At 63.0% G+C, this 17,251-nt stretch carries 27 protein-coding genes; 6 read left to right on the top strand and 21 right to left on the bottom strand.

The window, feature by feature from the left end; all coding sequences use genetic code 11:
- Positions 1 to 16 precede the first annotated feature (16 nt).
- The 4 genes from NKH90_RS08870 to NKH90_RS08855 are packed head-to-tail and all read right to left on the bottom strand — an operon-like array spanning position 17 to position 2,332.
- Positions 17 to 355: a hypothetical protein gene (locus NKH90_RS08870; protein WP_352612076.1), complete on the bottom strand. Its 339-nt coding sequence runs from the start codon at positions 353 to 355 to the stop codon at positions 17 to 19.
- Complete coding sequence (locus NKH90_RS08865) at positions 355 to 717, bottom strand: hypothetical protein (protein WP_352612074.1); 363 nt, start codon at positions 715 to 717, stop codon at positions 355 to 357. The genes NKH90_RS08870 and NKH90_RS08865 overlap by 1 nt, the downstream gene beginning before the upstream one ends.
- Positions 717 to 1,937 carry an NRAMP family divalent metal transporter gene (locus tag NKH90_RS08860; protein WP_352818871.1) on the bottom strand — a complete coding sequence of 407 codons (1,221 nt, stop codon included), beginning with the start codon at positions 1,935 to 1,937 and terminating at the stop codon, positions 717 to 719. The genes NKH90_RS08865 and NKH90_RS08860 overlap by 1 nt, the downstream gene beginning before the upstream one ends.
- Positions 1,934 to 2,332 (bottom strand): hypothetical protein, encoded by a 399-nt coding sequence (locus NKH90_RS08855; RefSeq protein WP_352612070.1) that lies wholly within the window; start codon positions 2,330 to 2,332, stop codon positions 1,934 to 1,936. The genes NKH90_RS08860 and NKH90_RS08855 overlap by 4 nt, the downstream gene beginning before the upstream one ends.
- Before the next feature lie 218 nt (positions 2,333 to 2,550).
- Between NKH90_RS08855 and NKH90_RS08850 the strand changes: the two genes are divergently transcribed.
- Genes NKH90_RS08850 through NKH90_RS08840 form a run of 3 tightly spaced genes read left to right on the top strand, consistent with a single transcriptional unit; the run spans position 2,551 to position 3,097 of the window.
- Positions 2,551 to 2,766 carry a DUF2934 domain-containing protein gene (locus NKH90_RS08850; RefSeq protein WP_023676165.1) on the top strand — a complete coding sequence of 72 codons (216 nt, stop codon included), beginning with the start codon at positions 2,551 to 2,553 and terminating at the stop codon, positions 2,764 to 2,766.
- A gap of 5 nt (positions 2,767 to 2,771) precedes the next feature.
- Positions 2,772 to 2,900, top strand: a complete 129-nt coding sequence (locus NKH90_RS08845; protein WP_280952094.1) for a hypothetical protein — start codon at positions 2,772 to 2,774, stop codon at positions 2,898 to 2,900.
- 8 nt (positions 2,901 to 2,908) lie between these two features.
- The gene (locus NKH90_RS08840) at positions 2,909 to 3,097 is read left to right on the top strand and encodes a hypothetical protein (RefSeq protein ID WP_352768241.1); all 189 of its coding nucleotides are present in this window, start codon (positions 2,909 to 2,911) and stop codon (positions 3,095 to 3,097) included.
- Here NKH90_RS08840 and NKH90_RS08835 read toward each other — a convergent pair.
- The 6 genes from NKH90_RS08835 to NKH90_RS08810 all read right to left on the bottom strand — a co-directional run bounded on the left by NKH90_RS08835 (position 3,083) and on the right by NKH90_RS08810 (position 8,829).
- A complete protein-coding gene (locus NKH90_RS08835; RefSeq protein ID WP_352818866.1) occupies positions 3,083 to 3,844 on the bottom strand; it encodes a GntR family transcriptional regulator in 762 nt (253 codons plus the stop codon). The genes NKH90_RS08840 and NKH90_RS08835 overlap by 15 nt on opposite strands.
- Positions 3,845 to 3,914: 70 nt before the next feature.
- Positions 3,915 to 4,697, bottom strand: coding sequence for an SDR family NAD(P)-dependent oxidoreductase (locus NKH90_RS08830; protein ID WP_352818863.1), 783 nt, complete (start codon positions 4,695 to 4,697; stop codon positions 3,915 to 3,917).
- Between the two features lie 98 nt (positions 4,698 to 4,795).
- Positions 4,796 to 5,710, bottom strand: a complete 915-nt coding sequence (locus NKH90_RS08825) for a PfkB family carbohydrate kinase (RefSeq protein WP_352818860.1) — start codon at positions 5,708 to 5,710, stop codon at positions 4,796 to 4,798.
- Positions 5,707 to 6,906, bottom strand: coding sequence for a mannonate dehydratase (gene uxuA, locus NKH90_RS08820; RefSeq protein WP_352818857.1), 1,200 nt, complete (start codon positions 6,904 to 6,906; stop codon positions 5,707 to 5,709). Before uxuA ends, NKH90_RS08825 begins: the two co-directional genes overlap by 4 nt.
- A 154-nt stretch (positions 6,907 to 7,060) precedes the next feature.
- Positions 7,061 to 7,720, bottom strand: a complete 660-nt coding sequence (locus tag NKH90_RS08815) for a ThuA domain-containing protein (RefSeq protein WP_352612058.1) — start codon at positions 7,718 to 7,720, stop codon at positions 7,061 to 7,063.
- A gap of 11 nt (positions 7,721 to 7,731) precedes the next feature.
- Positions 7,732 to 8,829, bottom strand: coding sequence for a Gfo/Idh/MocA family protein (locus NKH90_RS08810; RefSeq protein WP_352768230.1), 1,098 nt, complete (start codon positions 8,827 to 8,829; stop codon positions 7,732 to 7,734).
- A gap of 265 nt (positions 8,830 to 9,094) precedes the next feature.
- On the opposite strand from NKH90_RS08810, the gene NKH90_RS08805 reads away from it, so the two are divergent.
- A complete protein-coding gene (locus NKH90_RS08805; RefSeq protein WP_352818854.1) occupies positions 9,095 to 10,003 on the top strand; it encodes a dihydrodipicolinate synthase family protein in 909 nt (302 codons plus the stop codon).
- Here the strand turns inward: NKH90_RS08805 and NKH90_RS08800 are convergent, their stop codons facing one another.
- The 6 genes from NKH90_RS08800 to NKH90_RS08775 all read right to left on the bottom strand — a co-directional run bounded on the left by NKH90_RS08800 (position 10,004) and on the right by NKH90_RS08775 (position 12,481).
- Positions 10,004 to 10,384 (bottom strand): DUF1801 domain-containing protein, encoded by a 381-nt coding sequence (locus NKH90_RS08800; protein WP_352612052.1) that lies wholly within the window; start codon positions 10,382 to 10,384, stop codon positions 10,004 to 10,006.
- 109 nt (positions 10,385 to 10,493) lie between these two features.
- Positions 10,494 to 10,964: a DUF1801 domain-containing protein gene (locus NKH90_RS08795; protein WP_352818849.1), complete on the bottom strand. Its 471-nt coding sequence runs from the start codon at positions 10,962 to 10,964 to the stop codon at positions 10,494 to 10,496.
- Positions 10,965 to 10,968: 4 nt separating this feature from the next.
- Positions 10,969 to 11,199: a hypothetical protein gene (locus NKH90_RS08790; protein ID WP_352612050.1), complete on the bottom strand. Its 231-nt coding sequence runs from the start codon at positions 11,197 to 11,199 to the stop codon at positions 10,969 to 10,971.
- Between the two features lie 87 nt (positions 11,200 to 11,286).
- Positions 11,287 to 11,679, bottom strand: coding sequence for a VOC family protein (locus NKH90_RS08785; RefSeq protein WP_352818845.1), 393 nt, complete (start codon positions 11,677 to 11,679; stop codon positions 11,287 to 11,289).
- Positions 11,680 to 11,750: 71 nt separating this feature from the next.
- Positions 11,751 to 12,161 carry an SRPBCC family protein gene (locus tag NKH90_RS08780; RefSeq protein ID WP_352818842.1) on the bottom strand — a complete coding sequence of 137 codons (411 nt, stop codon included), beginning with the start codon at positions 12,159 to 12,161 and terminating at the stop codon, positions 11,751 to 11,753.
- Positions 12,158 to 12,481, bottom strand: coding sequence for an ArsR/SmtB family transcription factor (locus tag NKH90_RS08775; protein ID WP_023716560.1), 324 nt, complete (start codon positions 12,479 to 12,481; stop codon positions 12,158 to 12,160). The genes NKH90_RS08780 and NKH90_RS08775 overlap by 4 nt, the downstream gene beginning before the upstream one ends.
- Positions 12,482 to 12,675: 194 nt before the next feature.
- Here NKH90_RS08775 and NKH90_RS08770 point away from each other — a divergent pair, with 194 nt between their 5' ends.
- The gene (locus tag NKH90_RS08770; protein ID WP_352680916.1) at positions 12,676 to 12,918 is read left to right on the top strand and encodes a type II toxin-antitoxin system Phd/YefM family antitoxin; all 243 of its coding nucleotides are present in this window, start codon (positions 12,676 to 12,678) and stop codon (positions 12,916 to 12,918) included.
- Positions 12,915 to 13,343: a type II toxin-antitoxin system VapC family toxin gene (locus NKH90_RS08765; RefSeq protein ID WP_352680914.1), complete on the top strand. Its 429-nt coding sequence runs from the start codon at positions 12,915 to 12,917 to the stop codon at positions 13,341 to 13,343. Before NKH90_RS08770 ends, NKH90_RS08765 begins: the two co-directional genes overlap by 4 nt.
- Before the next feature lie 120 nt (positions 13,344 to 13,463).
- Here the strand turns inward: NKH90_RS08765 and NKH90_RS34805 are convergent, their stop codons facing one another.
- The 5 genes from NKH90_RS34805 to NKH90_RS08740 form a co-directional block, all read right to left on the bottom strand.
- Positions 13,464 to 13,628: a hypothetical protein gene (locus NKH90_RS34805; RefSeq protein WP_502898807.1), complete on the bottom strand. Its 165-nt coding sequence runs from the start codon at positions 13,626 to 13,628 to the stop codon at positions 13,464 to 13,466.
- Positions 13,625 to 14,881: an RNA polymerase sigma factor gene (locus tag NKH90_RS08755; protein ID WP_352818839.1), complete on the bottom strand. Its 1,257-nt coding sequence runs from the start codon at positions 14,879 to 14,881 to the stop codon at positions 13,625 to 13,627. The genes NKH90_RS34805 and NKH90_RS08755 overlap by 4 nt, the downstream gene beginning before the upstream one ends.
- Positions 14,882 to 14,967: 86 nt before the next feature.
- Positions 14,968 to 15,369 carry a YciI family protein gene (locus tag NKH90_RS08750; protein WP_352451006.1) on the bottom strand — a complete coding sequence of 134 codons (402 nt, stop codon included), beginning with the start codon at positions 15,367 to 15,369 and terminating at the stop codon, positions 14,968 to 14,970.
- Positions 15,370 to 15,573: 204 nt separating this feature from the next.
- On the bottom strand, positions 15,574 to 16,356 hold the full coding sequence (locus NKH90_RS08745; protein ID WP_352451005.1) for an ABC transporter ATP-binding protein: 783 nt from the start codon (positions 16,354 to 16,356) through the stop codon (positions 15,574 to 15,576).
- A 10-nt stretch (positions 16,357 to 16,366) separates the two neighbouring features.
- Positions 16,367 to 17,164: an ABC transporter permease gene (locus NKH90_RS08740; protein WP_352819157.1), complete on the bottom strand. Its 798-nt coding sequence runs from the start codon at positions 17,162 to 17,164 to the stop codon at positions 16,367 to 16,369.
- Positions 17,165 to 17,251 lie beyond the last annotated feature (87 nt).

Here is a 17,251-nt window from a genome sequence, read left to right as displayed (position 1 = left end):
GGCGGGAAAATATCGTTCATTCCGGTTTATCGCGCTCGATACTCCCCTTCATACCGGAAAGTTCTTCCGTCGTGCATAACAACCGCGGCCGCGCCGGATCGGAGATGTCGAGCTTGTCCCAAGGGATGCGGTACATGCTGTCGCGACTGCGCAGTCGAAAGACATTGAGGACCGCAATGCCGATGGCCGAAGCGGACAGACGCTCGAAGGCCGCGTAGATGCCGACATAGTACTCAGCAATCACCAGGTCGTCGCCATCCGATTCTGCGCGTATCTCCTCGATATGACCGATGCTTTTGCCGCGCTGCGAAAGCACATTCCTGCCAGCCAATTGCTCGAGATTGATAGTAGCCATCATCCAGCTCCCGGGATACGCCCAATGACATGATCGCGCAGCCAGTCCTGCCAGTCGAAAATCGCCGTTTCGCGGACGTCGATATCGAACTCGATGTCGACGCCGATGTCGCGCACCTTGTTCCAGGCGATGCGGTGCGGCTCGGCATGGCGCTTGCCGCCGAGCCTTGCCGCAAGCCGCGCCATCCAGCGCCCCGGCCGCTGGCCAAGCCGGCGCGCCAGCGTGATCGAGCCGAGCTCGACCGCAATGATTTTTGGCGGCTTGCCTGGCCTGAGTTCGGCCACCAGCCCGTCAACCTTGCCGATCTTGACCTGCTTGCGGTCGACCACTTGCTTGTCCAGGATGTCGCGCAGCAAATCCATCACGTGCCTCCGAATATCTGCAAAGGAATGGTCACGATCGCGAGCACGAAACCGAGCGCGATGATGAAGATGACCGCGGCATTCGCGATGATGCCATTGCGGTGCTCGCCGACATAACGCTCGTCGTTCAGCAGGAAGAGGAACGGCACCACGGTCAGCGGCAGGCTGGCGGCCGTCAGCGCCATGGAAAAGATGGTGAGCTTCAGCGGATCGAGACCCAGTGCGATCGGAATGGCGGCGAGAAACAGCGAGACCGTATACACGGTGCTGAAACCCGGGTCGTCGCGCGGTTTCAGGTTCTCGCCCCAGGTCCAGCCGAAACCCTGCGCCACAAGGTAGGCTTGCTGCAGGCCGATTTCGAGCGCGGCGCCGAAGCAGGCAATGCCTAGTGACGCAACGAACAGGACGAACCCCCAGAAACCGAAGATCTGGATCAGCATCAGCGGCAGTTGGTGGTAGTCCTCGACCTGCACTATGCCGTGTGCTGCCAGAACGAGCGCCGCCACAATCAGCACACCCATAGCGATTGTGCCGCCAAAACTCATGCCCAGGCCGGCAATCGCCCGATTGGCTCCGAGATAGCTCTTGTCCCACTCGTCCTCGATCGCTCCCGACGAATAGAACATGAACAGATAGGGCGAGATCGACGCACCAAGAATGCTGACCGCCATGAACCAGTAGTTGGCCGCGTCGTGATCCGGCAGTGTTGGCACGGCCCCGGCCGCGACCTGCCCCCAATCGGGCTTCAGCATGACGGCGCCAACCACGAAGCACAGCGTGACCAGCCCGAGGATCGCGACGCCTTTTTCGATGAGTCCGAACGTGCCTTTCCAAAGGAACAGCCATGCCAGAAAAGCGACCGGCAGCGCCCACCACTGAAAGCCGATGCCGGTGGCGAGCTCGAGCGCAATGGCAACACCGCCGATTTCGGCTGCCATGACCAAGAAGTTAACCAGCAAAGTGGCGAGCAACGGCCACAGAAAGGCGTTGAAGCCAAACCGTTCCCGGATCCCGTCGGCGATGGTGTGATGACTAACTGCGGCGAAGCGTCCGGCCATTTCGACCAGGAAGATGATGCAGATCGTGCCCAGGACGACGGCCCATATCAGCTGAAACCTGAAGGCGGCGCCGGCCTGAGCGGCGGTCGCCATTGATCCGACCTCAAGAAAGCCGCCAACGCTGGTGACGACGCCGAGCGATATTTCGAGCAGCTTCTTCATGATTTCGGCGCGAAATATTTCGCGTAGGACGTGCTCAGGTCGGCGGCGGCGGCCCGCAGATCCTGCTGCGCGTGTTCCACTTCCGAGCGGTTGCCGTACTGCACGGCCGTCGCCGCGCGAATTGCCGCTGCCGAAAGCCGTCCAACTGCCATCGTCAGACCGGCTTGCCCGCCGGGCTCAGGCGACTTGGCGGACTGGATTTGCGCACCGGCATCGGCGAGCGCCTTGCCGGCCGATTGCAAAGTGCGCGACGTGTATTCCGACGGGGCTCCCCCAGCGATCCAGCTCTCCAGGACCAGCGATGCGGTCTGTGTGGCGGAAGCCGCGGTTTTCGACTGCTGCTCGACCTGGCCGGAAGGCGAGCATGCCGTCACTACAAATATTATCAGCAGCAAGCACAGGCGGTCTGGTCGAGGACCGACGGCTGTAACGGCATTTACAATAGGTGCTTGTAGTGTTGCTGCCACACGATTGTTCTCCCCGCACCAAGCGACTTCGGCGCGAAGTTTGATCTAGAGCGCTGGGTGATCAGGTCAACTGAACCGCGATGAACGGCGCTGGCACCGCGGAACAAACCAGCGATCGCCGGATTAGGGGATGAGGAGGCAAAGCCATGGACAGGGAAGAGCGTATCAGGCAGCGAGCCCACGAGATCTGGGAGCGCGAAGGCCGTCCGCAAGGACGCGAGCGCGAGCACTGGGATCAGGCCGTGCAGGAGATCGAAGCTGAGGGTTCCGAGGCCGAACGCGGCCCGGTCGTGCCCGATCCAACGGTCGAGGCCGGCTCCGATCCGGAGGCACGCGGCAGCAAGCGGCGGCGAGGGACATGAGGCCGATGCCTCGTTTCGTCGCCTGGATCGTGGTCGTACTGGTCGTGCTGTTCGCCGCCTGGCTGATGATCGGGCGCGACAGAACCGGCGGCGGAGGTCAGCCCACGCCGCACGCAATTGATCAAAATGGATAGGAGCCGACATGACGGGAACCGATACTCATCCTGAACAAGACCCGGCGGAAGGATCGCGATCGATAGTGGAAAAGCAGCTCCGCAACGAGCAAGGCGGCGAGGGTCAAGATCGCAAAGCCGAGCCAGCTCCCGACAAATCCGGCAGCAAGACCAAGACACCTTCGGAAGCGCGCAAGAAAGGCTCAGGCTTGGATTGAGCCGGCCGAAAGCGGGCTCACACTGCCGTTTGCCTCGAAATAATAGGGATAGCGCTCCTGGACGATTTCGAGCACCTCGAAGATGCGGCGAAGATGCGTTCGCATCGCCTCTTCCGCCGCAAACGCGTCGGCCTGCTCAAGCGCATCGACAATCCGCCGATGCTGGCCGAGGACCACCGACATGCTGTCGAGGCGCGGAAAAGACAGGAAGCGGAAGCGGTCCATGTGCAGCTTCGCCGCGCTGATGTCGGCCCAGATTCCGGGAAACCCGGCATGACTGGCGATATGCTGGTGAAACAGCTCGTCCGACTTGAAGAAGCGCCTGTCGTCCGCGATGGAGGCGAACGTCTCCTGGACGGCCAGTTCGCCTTTGAGCACGGCAAGCAGGTCGGCACGGCGCGGGCTCTCGACCGCGCGCTTGATCAGGCCGACTTCGAGCGCTTCGCGCAGAAACTGCGATTTCTCGAGATCGGCAATCCGGAGCGGCGCCACCATGCTGCCGCGCTGCGGATAAATGTCGATCAAGCCAAGACCGGCCAGCCGGGCGAGCGCCTCCCTGACCGGCGTGCGGCTCACGCCAAGGGCTTCCGACATCGCCTTTTCCGAGATCACTTCATGCGGCTTCAGACGGAAGGTCAGGATCTGGTCGAGCAGAACCTCGAACGTCCTCGCCGCGACCGATACGCCGGGGCCGGTTTCGCCCAACCGCACCTCGGTGATGGTCCGCGTTCCCAAAAGCCGTGCCATCGGCGACCCCTTATAGGCTCTGCAGCTTCAAGCCGTTCATGAAATGCCTGCGCAAGCAGCAGCGCCGACGTTATTCCTTGCGCGGAGAACCGCCGATGCGCGCCAGCAGGCCGCCATCGACGCGTACGACCTCGCCGGTGACGAAGGAGGCATCGTCGGACAGCAGGAAGGCGACGACTGCGGCAATCTCTTGCGGCTGGGCGGTACGGCCGAGCGGATGCATGTTGTCGAGGATGCGCAGGATCTCGTCGGGCTTATCGTTGAGCTTGACCGCATCCCGCAGCATCGGCGTGTCGACCGCGCCCGGAGCGACGGCATTGACGCGCACACCGAGCGGCGCATAATCGACGGCCATCGATTTGACCAGCCCGATCAGGCCGTGCTTGGCCGTGCTGTAGGCCAGAACCGCTTCCTGGCTGGCCAGACCCTGCACCGAGCTCATATGGACGATGGCGCCGCGGCTTTGCCGCAGCAGCGGCATCGCCGCGCGGGAGAGCAGGTAGGCAGCCTTGAGGTTGACGTTCATCACCTCGTCCCAAAGCGCCTCGTCCGTGGTCTCCACCGTTCCGTAACGCTGGATGCCGGCATTGTGGGAGAGCATGTCGAGCCCGCCGAACGCGGACCGGGCAAGCTCGACGGCGCGGCCACAGGCTTCAGTGTCGGCGGTCGAGCCAAGCACGGTGTGCACGGTCGCGCCGCGCGCCGAAAGCTGCGCCGCGACCTCATCCAGCTGATCGCCCGCCCGGTCGAACAGAATCAGGTCGACGCCTTGCCCGGCCAGTCTTTCGGCGACAGCACGGCCGATGCCCATGGCCGCTCCCGTGACCAGTGCGCGTTTTTTGAACTCAACCATTTATTCTCCCTCGAACAGTTGCGCAGTGACTACCATGGTAGTCGATCGGCGCCACTTGACGTGCCTTCTTTGCCGAACCGGCCCAAGCGTGTTCGGCGTCATGTCGATCCTTGCATGAAAGCCAGCGTTTCCGCGCGCGTCGGTGCGCCGAGCCGTCCGCCAAAGCGCAGGCACTTTAGCGCGGCGGCGGCGCTGGCCACTGCTATCGCCCGCTCTTCGTCCCAACCTTCGGCCAGGCCGAGAGCGAAGGTGCCGTGAAACACGTCGCCCGCCGCCAGGGTGTCGACGGCTTCGACCCGCGGCGACGGCAGATGACGGACATCATTGCCGCCCGGGTGCTGGAACACGGTGCCGTTCGCGCCATCGGTGACCGCCACGAAGGCGCCGGTCCGTTCGCCGAGAATGGCGACGGCGGAACCGGCGGATATCTCCGGACCGCAAAGGATGCGTGCCGCCGGCAGCGAAGCAACGACATGCGAGGCGAGCGGCAGCAGCCGGTCGAGCACCGGTCGCGACGCGACATCGGCGTCAAGGATCGCCGGGATGCCGCACTCGCGAGCCTTCGCCAGCGCCAGGGCCGCGGCTCCAGGCCAGCGGACATCAACCAGCACGGCGTCGAAGCGGGAAAAATCCGCGGGCGGAAGACGGTCAGGATCGGCTTGCGTGACGGCATCGTAGAAGGGCACGATCATGCGTTCGCCGGCGGCATCGACCAGGATCGTGGCAATGGCCGAGCGGCCACCTTCAACCCTGCGCACCAGCGAACAGTCGACCCGCTCCGCCGCCATCTGGCCGATGACATCGCGGCCGACAGCATCGTCGCCGACGCTTGCCCATAGCCAGACCTGCCCGCCCTGGCGGCTGGCTGACGCGGCGGCGCTTGCCGCCATCCCGGCCGCGATCTGTATAGCCTCGCTCGGCAGGAACTTGCCGGCGCCGGAGGGCAGGACATCGAGGCGCAAGATCGTGTCGTAGGTGAGCGCGCCGACGCAGAGCAGGCGGGGCGCCGTCATTGCAGCCGGTAGCCGCGCTGATGGGCAATCGCCGTCATTACGCCTCTCAGTTCGGCGAGGCCGCGAAGACGGCCGACCACGGGGTAGCCGGGATGGGTGTGCCGCGCGGCGTCATCAATCAGCTCGTGGCCATGATCCGGGCGAAACGATAGCAGCGCCGACGGTTCGCCGGCGTCGCGGCGGCGTTGCTGCTCGTCGAGCAAGATCGAGACCACCGAGACCATGTCGACATCGCCGCTCAGATGCTCGGATTCCATGAACGAGCCGTCCGGGTCCTTGCTGACGTTGCGCAGATGCACGAAGTTTATCTTGTGCGCAAAGCGCCTGGCGATTGCGGGCACGTCATTGGCCGGGTTGGCGCCCAGCGACCCGGTGCACAAGGTGAGGCCGCTATGGGCCGATGGCACGGCGTCCAGGATAAGGGCGATGTCGTCGGCGTTCTTGACGATCCGGCACAGGCCGACGAGATCGCGCGGCGGATCGTCCGGGTGGATCGCCAACGTGACGCCCGCCTCTTCGGCCGCCGGCAGCACGTTTTCGAGAAAACGGACGAGGTTCTCGCGCAGCCGGTCGTGCGACAGGCCCGACTGCTCGGCCACCACTTCGCGCAATTCTGCTATGTCGTAGCGCTTGAAGGCGCCCGGCAGGCCGGCCATGATGTTGGCGAGCAGACGCTCTTTTGACGTATCCGGCGTCGTCTCGAACCATTCGCTCGCCCGCTGGAGAACATCGGACGCATAGTCGCGCTCCGATCCCTTGCGCTGCAGCATGTAGCAATCGAACGCGGCAAGCTCGTGCATGTTCATGCGGAGCGCCCGTCCGCCGCCCGGCAGCGGCGCAGCCAGGTCGGTCCGGGTCCAGTCGAGGATCAGCATGAAGTTGTAGCAGACCGTGCGCACACCGCAGGCGCCGAGATTGCGTAAGGTCTGCCTGAAATTGTCGTAGAGCCGGTCGAGATCGCCGCGGCCGAGCTTGATGTCCTCGTGCACGGGCACACTCTCGACGACGCTCCATTTCAGGCCCATCGCCGGATCCGCTTCGATAAGCGCCTGGCGCTGCCTGATGGCGTCGATCGGCCAGACTTCGCCGTAAGGGATGTCGTGCAGTGCCGTCACGATGCCGGTCGCGCCGGCCTGCCTGGCATGGGCAAGCGTTGCTGCGTCGCTCGGGCCAAACCATCGCCACGTCTGCTCCATTCGACCTCCAGCTGCGGAATTTCTCGATGAGAACCGCTGGTGTATTGGATACTACCATGGCAGTCAATTGCTTGCCGCAGCCCGGTCCTGTGTACGCGTTCGGGCGGCCGCCCTATGAGAGATTACAACGGTACGTGGCGTTCAGATTGAACGGCTATGCAAGGTCCGAGTTTCGGCTGGCCCAAATCGCGCCGCGTTCGAACATCGTGCGCATTTGCGGCACGGCGAACTCGTCGGCGGTGTGGCCGAGCGCGCTGTAGAAGACGCGGCCCTTGCCGTAGCGGCGCTTCCAGACGACCGGCATGACGACGCCGGCGATGAAATCGAGATGCTCGCCGGTGAAAGTAGTCGTCGCCAGCACCTCGTTGGTCGGATCGACATGCATGTAATACTGCTCTGAACGGTAGGCGAAGCCGTCGATGCCCTGCATGACCGGATCGTCTGGCCTGGTGATATCGACGTGATAGTCGATGATGTTGCCGGGATGGGCGACCCACTGGCCGCCGGTCATGAACTGGTATTCCGGCTCGTTGCGGAAGCTGTCGCACATCGTGCCGTGAAAGCCCGCAAGGCCGGTGCCGGCCCCGACGGCGCTGGTCAGGTTTTGCAGTTCCGGCTTTTCGATCGTCGACATGGTGATCACCGGGACGATGAGATCGAGCTTGCTCAGTTGCGGATCGGCAAGCGCCGAAGTCCCCTGCTCCAGCTGCACGTCGAAGCCGTTGCCGGCCAGCATCTCCTTGACGATTTCGGCGCTTCGAGCCGGGGTGTGACCTTCCCAGCCGCCCCAGAAAATCAGTGCCGTCTTGCTCATCGCATTGTTCCCTATTCCAGAATTCCGAAAGGCAGATCGGCGCGCATCGGCGCCGGCCGGGCGCAGCCATATCTGAGATCGATACGCTGCCCTACGTCTGCTGAAGAGATGATCGATTCCATGATTTCCAGGACATGGAGGGAAAGGTCGAGACTGGCGCGGTGTTGCCTGCCCGAGACGATCGCCTGCGCCATGTCGGCAAGGCCGAGGCCCCGGTAATTGCCGTCGCCATAGGAATGGATCTGATCGGCCACCGTCCAGTCGCCCTTGCGCTGGCTGGTCCTGATGTCGCCCTGGAACTGGTTGGGATCGGAGACGATCATCGAGCCCGTGGTTCCGTAAAGTTCGATGTGATTGTGTTCATGCTTCCAGACGTCGAAGCTGGTGGTGATCGAGACCGCGGCGCCATTCTCGAATGCGAGCAGGCCGGAAATATGGGTCGGCACCTCGACCCGGATGGTCTCGCCCTGGCGCGGTCCAGAACCGATGGTGCGGGTGGCGTAGGATGACTTCGCCTGCCCGGTCACGGATTTTACCGGACCCAGGAGATTGACCAGGCAGGTCAGGTAGTACGGTCCCATGTCGAGCATCGGCCCGCCGCCGGGCTGATAGTAGAAATCCGGATTGGGATGCCAGAGCTCGTGGCCGGGCACCTGCATGAAGGCAGAGCCGGCGACAATGGTCCCGACCGTATCCTTATCGACCAGCCGCCGCGCCGTTTGGTGGGAGCCGCCAAGAAAGGTGTCGGGTGCACAGCCGACGCGCACGCCCTTTTCGCGCGCGGCCGCGACCAGCCGCTCGGCGTCGCTGAGCGTCGTTGCCAGCGGCTTCTCGGAATAGACGTGCTTGCGTTGCCCGACAGCCTGCAGGCCGACCGGCACATGATGCTGCGGCGTCGTCAGGTTGAGCACGATCTCGACGCGCGGATCGGCCAACAGCGCGTCGACCGGCATGGCAGCCAGGCCGTAGGTCGCTGCCTTGGCCTCGGCCGCCGTCCGGTTGACGTCGGCGACGCCGACAATGTCGAGCACCGGGAATTGTGGCGATGCCTTCAGATAGGCATCCGAAATGTTGCCGCAGCCGATAATGCCGACGCCGATGCTGCGCATGGGCTTCTCCTCAAAAGGCGGCATTGATGAAACAGCAGAACTCGTTTGTCACCCCCCTTTCGGCCGGACGAGGTTGTCCCGTGACAAGGATATACCTCGAGAGCCTCAGAACCGCCGCCCGATCACAATCGCGCGCCTATGCGCGAGCGGCTTGATTTCGAGGTCGAACGGCCGGTACTCAGCAACACTGCTTCATGTAGCTTGCTCGACATTTCTGATGCCGGCTTTGAGCACAGCACAGATTTTCACCCGTAGAAGGACGCACATGATCCGCCCACAAGGAACCATCGCACCGATCCTGACGCCGTTCGAAAACGACGGCCGCATTGCCCGCGACCTCTGGATATCACACGCCAAGTGGGTGCTGGATCAGGGAGCGCATTTCCTGTCGCCGTTCGGCACCACGGGCGAGGCGTTGTCCGTCTCGTTGCGCGAGCGCATGCAAGCGCTGGAGTGGCTGGTCGAGGCCGAAATTTCGCCAAGCCATCTGATGCCCGGCACCGGTGTCACAGCACTTGCCGAGACCGTCGAGCTGACGGCGCATGCCGTCGGGCTCGGCTGTGCCGGGGTGATGGTGCTGCCGTCGTTCTTCTATACGGCCGCCGGCGACAACGGACAGGCCCGCTACTATGGCGAGCTGATCGAACGGGTGGCGAACCCGGCGATGAGGATGATCCTCTACCACATCCCGCAGAATTCCGGCGTACCGGTGAGCCCGGCGCTGACCGCCCGCTTGAGCCAAGCGTTTCCGGATGTCGTGGTGGCTTACAAGGACAGTGCCGGCGATTGGAACAACACCGTGGCGGTCATTGCGGCAGCTCCAGGGGTCGCGGTGTTCCCGAGTTCGGAAGCACAGCTGACGAAAGGCCTCGCCAACGGTGCTGCGGGCTGCATCTCGGCGACGGTCAATCTGAATGCCGCAGCGATCCGGGCCCTCTACGACGCAGCGCTGGCGGGAGAGGACATTACTGACGCGGATGCCGCCATCAAGGCGTTCCGCAAAATCATCCAGGACGCCGGCCTCATCTCCGCGATGAAGGCAGTGCTGGCGGTACGGTCCGGCGACAGACGCTGGCTGAACCTGCGCGCGCCGCATGAGAACGCGACGCAAGCCACCGGCGAAGCTTTGCTCGCCGCTCTCGGCCCGCTAGCCGAGCATATCGGCCGGAGCTGACTATCGGGCCGTGTTCAGGGCGGCAGCAGCGCGTATCAGCGCCTTGAACGCATTCTCATCTATGTCTTCGCCCTCACGGATATCGATGGCGCGCCTGGTGTTGCCTTCGAGGCTGGAGTTGAACAGGCCTGAAGGATCCTGCAGGGCGGCGCCCTTTGCGAAGGTCACCTTCACGACGTTCTTGTAGGTCTCGCCGGTGCAGATTATTCCGGCGTGCGACCACACCGGAACGCCTCGCCACTTCCACTCCTCGACCACTTCCGGGTCAGCCTGCTTGACGAGAGCGCGGACATGGGAAAGCGTCTTGCCTCGCCAATCGCCCAGCTCACTGATCCTCGCATCTATCAGCTGCGAGGGGGAGCTCTCTGCATTTCCTTCCATAGAGCCACTCTTCATCACCATTGTCGCTTTCCCTAGGGTTGTTGCCGCTCGCCCGTCACATGAATACCGCTAGTCGGCACCGGGTTTGCGGGAATGACTGGCATTCCACTCACATTCGCTCGCCAGGCAACTGGCTGGCTTGCTTTACCCAGTCGGTGAGTTGAGCTTCGTCGAGCTGGTCGTCCTCGCGGATGTCGAGGTAGCGCACGTCCTTGTGCTTGGACTCGCCTGGAGGGAAAGGATGCAGCGACGTGCCGCGGAAGAAAGCCAGCTTGATGTACTTTGTGAAGCAATGGAAGTTGAGGAACCAGCCTCGACCCTCTACGCCATAGAAGGGCGAGTTCCATTTGACGGCCTTGCGCAGGTTGGGAACGTTGCGCTCGATGAGTGCGTCGAGGCGGCGGCCGACGTCGCGTTTCCAGCCCGGCATGGCCGCGATGTAGGCCTGCACAGGAGCGTCACCATCACCCTTCGGGATCTGCGGGTTGCCGCCTGCGAGGAGGACCGGCTTGGCGGCTGCAGGCTTGGCGGCGGGCTTCTTCGCGACCGCCGCTGACTTGATGGACGTCTTGTTGGCCATGCGGTCACTCCAATGCGCCGGTGCCCCCTGCGTTGCGCCACTTGGGAGCGTAAGGCAGCACGAACATGTACAGTCCGGTAAGCAGGAGCAAGCAGAGTGGAAACAGCGGCAAGAGGTATACCCAGTAGGCGGGTTCCTTGCCTACTCCCAGGCTGATGAAGATGGCGGCGACGACCGCCGCAAAGATGATCGACAGCCAGCGGTGGATCTGCCGAACCCATTTGTTCCAATCCATTGAGACCTCCTCTGAAGACGAACCGAAGCGGATCGGGCAGCCCGTTTGGCGACTCCCGCCGGGCAGCCACGCCACTGAACGCATGCTTTACCAGCGCGCCAGTTGGGTGATTTGAACGAGATTGCCGCAGTTGTCGTTCAGCTGGGCGATGGTCGAGCCGGTTACTTCGGTCGGCGGCATCGTGAACTTGGCGCCGCGCGCTTTGATGCGCTCGTAGTCGCCCTTGACGTTATCGGTGAAGAACATGACCGCGGGCTGGCCCTGCTGGAAAATGGCTTGCTGGTAGGTCTTTGCAGCGGGGTTGTCATTGAGCGCGAGTTGCAGCTCGGCACTGTCCGGCTCGTCGGGTGATGCGACGGTCAGCCAGCGAAACGGCCCATTGCTGAAATCGGCCTTCTTGGTAAAGCCGAGCGTTTCGGTGTAAAAGCCCAGTGCCTTTTCCTGGTCGTCCACGTATACTTTGGCCAACTTGATCTTCATTGGCTTGCCTCCATTATCGCCTCGTGATGTCGCTCTGTAACAGAGCCCTTGCCTGGATAGCCCAGCGGATCTCAGTCCGTCCGCGCCAGAACCTGCTCCAGATCGTCAAAGAACCTCGGCCAGCCGACTTTGGCACCCCGGAAGTAAGGCTGCTGATCCGGCCGGAAGCCCGACTGTTCCATGCGCAAGCGGGCTCCGGTGCTCGTGGGGGTGAGGGTCCAGGAGACGACACTCCTGAGATCCTTGGTATCCCACGTGTAAGTCAGTGTTCTGTTCGGCTCGACCGTCTGCACCTGACATTCGACAGCGCCCCAGTCTGCGTGAAGATTGAAACGGTGGTCCGCGACAGGTTTGAAGTCATTTTTCATGAGCCACTCCTCGATCAAGTGTGGTTGCGTGAGCGCGCGCCAGATCTTCTCGGGCGGATAAGCGATTTCCCGTTCGACAACGACGGAGAGCGTTTCGGTCGCCATTTCGTTCACTGGTCCATCCTTTTGAGCAGGTCTTCGAGGTCGTCGAACCGGCTCTGCCAGAACCCGGTCATCTGGCTTGTCCAGTCAATCAGGGGGGCAAGCGCAGCAAGCTGCGCGCTATAATGGGTCTGTCGCCCTGCATGGCGGTCGCGCACGAGCCCGGCCTGCCTCAAAACGCCGAGATGTTTTGACACGGCCGGTTGCGAAATTCCGGCCTGAGCCGTCAGAGCCCCGACCGTCTGCTCTCCTTCGCGACACAGCCGCTCAAAAATAGCGCGCCGAGTCGGATCGGCAAGCGTTCTGAAGAGTACATCGTGAGCGTTTGGCATTGGGATCGATAACTCTTCGGCTATTGATCGATGTATAACCGCCGGGATATGTGTGAGTCAAGCGGGAAGCGGCATAATTCTCGTTGCAGGTCACCTGCTTCGCTCACGCAGCCAGTTGCTTATTCGCCGTGCTCTGCACTGGAATTGTCACGCGTTATGCGCTACATGACCAACTACATGGTCAGGAGCGTGACATGGATGCAGTCAATCTGGCGGACGCCAAGGCACATCTGAGTGAGCTCGTCGACCGGGTTGAAGCTGGAGACTCGATCGACATAACCCGGCGTGGCAAGCCGGTCGCCAGGCTCACGGCCGTGGCCCGCCCTCGCAAACGGATCGACGCCGTCCTGCTCCAATCCCTGACCGCAACCATGTCTCTGCAGGCTCAGGCTGCCGCCGATCTGGTGCGATCGATGCGAGATGGCGATCGCTATTGACGTCCTATCTCGATACTTCGCTGATCATCGCGGCGCTATCCAACGAAGCCGTGACCGCGCGCGTTCAGGGCTGGCTGGCGGAGCAGGACCCAGCGCAACTTGTGATCAGCGGCTGGACCATCACCGAGATGTCCTCCGCCATGGCGATCAAGCTTCGGACCGGACAGATCGACCTGGAGCAACGCGCGGCAGCGCTCGCGATGTTCAATAGGCTTGTCGCTGAGAGCTTCACCGTGCTGCCGGTGACGGGCGGGCATTTTCGGGTCGCCGCGAAATTCGCCGATCAGCATATGCTCGGGCTTCGTGCTGGCGACGCCCTGCACCTCGCGACGGCATCGGAGCATGGCGCCACGGTGTGGACCCTCGACCAGCGGCTCGCCGAGGCAGGACCGATTCTCGGCGTGCCGACGCAGTTGCTGGCATGATCGAGGCCCTCTCCTCCAAAATGAATAAACCGATTGAGGCTCGCCGAGCGGTACGGCCTTTCCACCTATGACGCGATGATCGTCTCCGCGGCGGTTCACGCTGGCTGCGATACACTCTGGTCAGAGGACATGCAGCACGGAATGGCGCTCGACGAAGGCTTGCGCATCGTTAATCCCTTCGCGTTGCGAGCTGATCACGCTCATTGAAGGGAGCTGGCCGGGAGCGAACTGGCGGCTTTCGATGTTGCCGAGCGGCGCGTCGGGCACGGAGAGCGATGCTGTCAACCACAAGCGTCTGCGCGGGCGAGGAGAAAGGCCGCCTCGCGCACGTTGCGGGTGAGCTTGGCCGCAGCCTCGAATTCGGCGCGGGCCTCGGCCAGCCGGCCGGCCCGAAACAGAAAATCGCCCCTCGCCGCCGGCAATGGCGCATAATTGCGCAAGGCGGCGGCGTCGGCAATCTCGTCTACCAGCCGCAGGCCCGCTTCGGGCCCGAAGGCCATGCTGTGGGCGACCGCTCGATTGAGATCGACCACCGGCGAGGGCATCACTGCACGCAGCCGGTCGTAGAGCGCTGCGATGCGGGGCCAGTCGGTGTCGGCCGGACTGCGCGCCCGCGCGTGACAGGCTGCAAGCGCGGCCTGCAACACATAGGGGCCATCGCCCCCGAGGGCTTCGGCATGGGCCAGCGCGTCAAGGCCTCGGCGGATCAGCAGCTGGTCCCAGCGCGCGCGGTTTTGCTCGGTCAGGGTCAAGAGGGCGCCGTCCGGCCCGATGCGTGCCGGCAGGCGCGATGCCTGGATTTCCATCAGAGCCAGCAGGCCGAACACCTCGGCATCCTCGGCCATCAACCCCGCCAGCATGCGGCCGAGCCGTTGTGCCTCCAGGCACAGGCTCGGCCGGACAAGGTCGTCGCCTGCCGTGGCGGCATAGCCTTCATTGAAGATGAGATAGATGACCTCCAGCACCGAGGACAGACGCGCCGCACGCTCGGCGCCGCGCGGCACTTCGAAGCTGAGCCCGGCCTTTCCGATCGTCCTCTTTGCGCGGACGATGCGCTGGGCGATCGTCACCTCGCTCGACAGGAAAGCACGGGCGATCTCGTCCGTCGTCAGGCCGCCGATGACACGCAGCGTGAGGGCCGCGCGGGCGTCGGCCGAAAGTATGGGGTGGCAGGCTGTGAAGATGAGACCCAGCAGCTCGTCGCCAAGATCGTCGTTCATGGCCATTTCGTTTCCCTCGGCCGTACCGTCGCACTCGCCGTCCAGCTCCCGCGCGATCTCCTCATGCTTGCGCTCGCGCATCTTGTCGCGACGGATCGCATCGATGGCGCGGTGTTTGGCGACTGTCATCAGCCAAGCGCCAGGATTGGCCGGAACGCCGGTCCTGGACCATTCGGATAGGGCTATGACGAGGGCGTCCTGCACCAGTTCCTCTGCAAGATCGACATTGCGCACGAGGCGGGCCAGGCCCGCGATGAGCCGGGCCCGTTCAATGCGAAAAATCGCCTCGATCGCCTGCTGCGTCTCGCCTGCCGTCATGCTGCCTTATCGGCCAAAGCCATAACGAAGGCAAAGCAGGTTGCGGCCGACAGGTTCAGTTGCCGCTAAGCTTCTCACGCGCCCGGTCATGGATTTCCGCGACCTCCGGCATCAGATTCCCATTGCCAATCAGCCATCTCGTACAGCGGCCGGATTTCAATCTCGCTCGGTCCCGGCATGGGATTGGGGCAGCGCTTCACCCAGGCGACCGCCTCGTCCATGTCCTTGACTTCCCAGAGCCAAAAGCCGGCGACCAGTTCGCGGGTCTCGGCGAAAGGCCCGTCGATGACCGTCCGGCGGGGACCATCGAACGCAACGCGCTTGCCCTGTGAGGAGGGCTTGAGGCCATCGGCGTCGAGCAAGATGCCGGCATTGCGCAGCTCGTCGTTAAACCTGCCCATCGCCTCCATCGCCTCCTTCGCCTCGGGCGTGGGGACAAAGCCCTTTTCGCTGTCCTCGGTTGCCTTCACGAGCACCATCACACGCATCGTCTGTCTCCTTGTTGAGCCGGACTCACCGGCCGGCATCGAAACGACGAACGGAGTTTAGGAAATCGACATTGTCCTGCAAATTTTTTTCGAGGTTGAGGAGAAAGCCGCCGATCGCGGCTCGTCTGGTCAGGAATCGCGATGGCGCGATATCGAGATTGGGCGCAACGCTGGTCGCCGATTGTAAGTAATTGAGTGGCTCGCCTAAACCATTTCGGGACGTTTTGAAGCCTCGCGGATCGCCTTGTGTACGCTGCGCTGCAAATCCATAAAGGCCGGGGTTTCCATGACCTCTTCCCGGCGCGGGCGCTCGATATCGACATTGAAGGTCTGCATGATGCGTCCCGGGCCGATCCCCATCACGACGATGCGGTCCGACAGGTAGACGGCTTCTTCCACATCATGGGTGACGAAGAGCACGGTGAGCCTGTGCTCCTCCCAGATCTGCGTCAGGAGTTCCTGCATCTGATGCCTGGTCAAGGCATCGAGCGCGCCAAAGGGCTCGTCCATCAGAAGCATTTTGGGTCGATAGGAAAGAGCACGCGCTATGGCCACCCGTTGCTTCATGCCGCCCGAAAGCTCAGACGGATAACGATTGGCGCTGTGAGGGAGCTTGACCAGATCGAGATGCTCGCGTGCTATCCTGCGGCAGGTCGCGCGATCATGACCCGCGGCCTTGAGGGCGAACTCGATGTTCTGCTGCGCCGTCAGCCAGGGAAGCAGGGTGTAGGACTGGAAGACGACGCCGCGGTCGAGGCCCGGCTGCAGGATTGGCGCGCCATCGATGGCAAGATCTCCCGCGTCGAAATCCTGCAGTCCGGCAACGATCGACAGCAGCGTGCTCTTGCCGCAACCCGACGTGCCCACCAGCGAGACGAACTCGTTGTCGGCAAGATCGAGATTGATATCGCGCAGCACTTCCGTGCGCCGCGCGCCCGTGCCGAAGCTCTTGTGGAGACCCTCGATCCGCAGTTTGGGCAAACTCATCGGCCCGGCCTCATTGCACGTGGCCCTCCTGCCGGAACAGCACTTTTCCCAGTGCCTTCATGACCTGGTCGGTAATGAGGCCAAGCACGCCCAGCATCAGGATGTAGCCGATGATGGTGTTTGTCTGGAAATAACGCTGGGACACGGTGATGCGGTAGCCGAGCCCTGATGTCGCCGCGACAAGTTCCGCCAACACCAGCCACGTCCATGCCCAGCCGAGACTGATGCGCAACGTGTCCCAGATGCCTGGCAAGGCGCTGGGAACCACGATGCGCGTCAGGATCCTGCGATCCGGCAGGCCGAGCGTCCTGCCAAGGCCGATGAAATCAGCGGGAACCCGCTTCACATTGTCCATGATCATCAGCACCTGCTGGAAGAAGGTGCCGATGAAGATGATCAGGAACTTCTGGGCATCGCCGGTCCCCGACCACAGGATGGAGAGGGGCACGAAAGCGACCACCGGCATGTAGCGGATGAAATCCACAAGCGGCTCGATCGCCGCTTCCCAAGTCCTGAAGCTGCCGATCAGCACGCCAATCGGAATCGCCAATGCCGAGGCGATGAGGAAGCCAACAGAAATACGGTATATCGAGGTCCTGAGATCCAGCCACAGCGTGCCGTCACCCGAGAGCTTGCCGAGCTGGGTCACCACGCTCCCCGGCGAGGGCAGGAAAATCGGCTTTACCAGCCCCAACCCCGTTGCCGCCCACCAGGCGAGGCCGAGGCCGGCAAAAACCGCCACTGCTATCATCAGGAAGCGCGAGCGTGCGATGGGCGCGCCGATCCCGGAGGATCGGCGACGGCGCATCGGCTGTTTGATCACGTGCCCCGGCGCTGCGTGAGACGGGCTTGGCTTGGTCGCACGCTGCTCGGACATTTGCGTCACCACCGCGAG

It is taken from the genome of Mesorhizobium sp. M0898 (assembly GCF_040319695.1).
Classification (GTDB): domain Bacteria; phylum Pseudomonadota; class Alphaproteobacteria; order Rhizobiales; family Rhizobiaceae; genus Mesorhizobium.
This window is presented reverse-complemented; position numbering and strand designations above follow the sequence as displayed.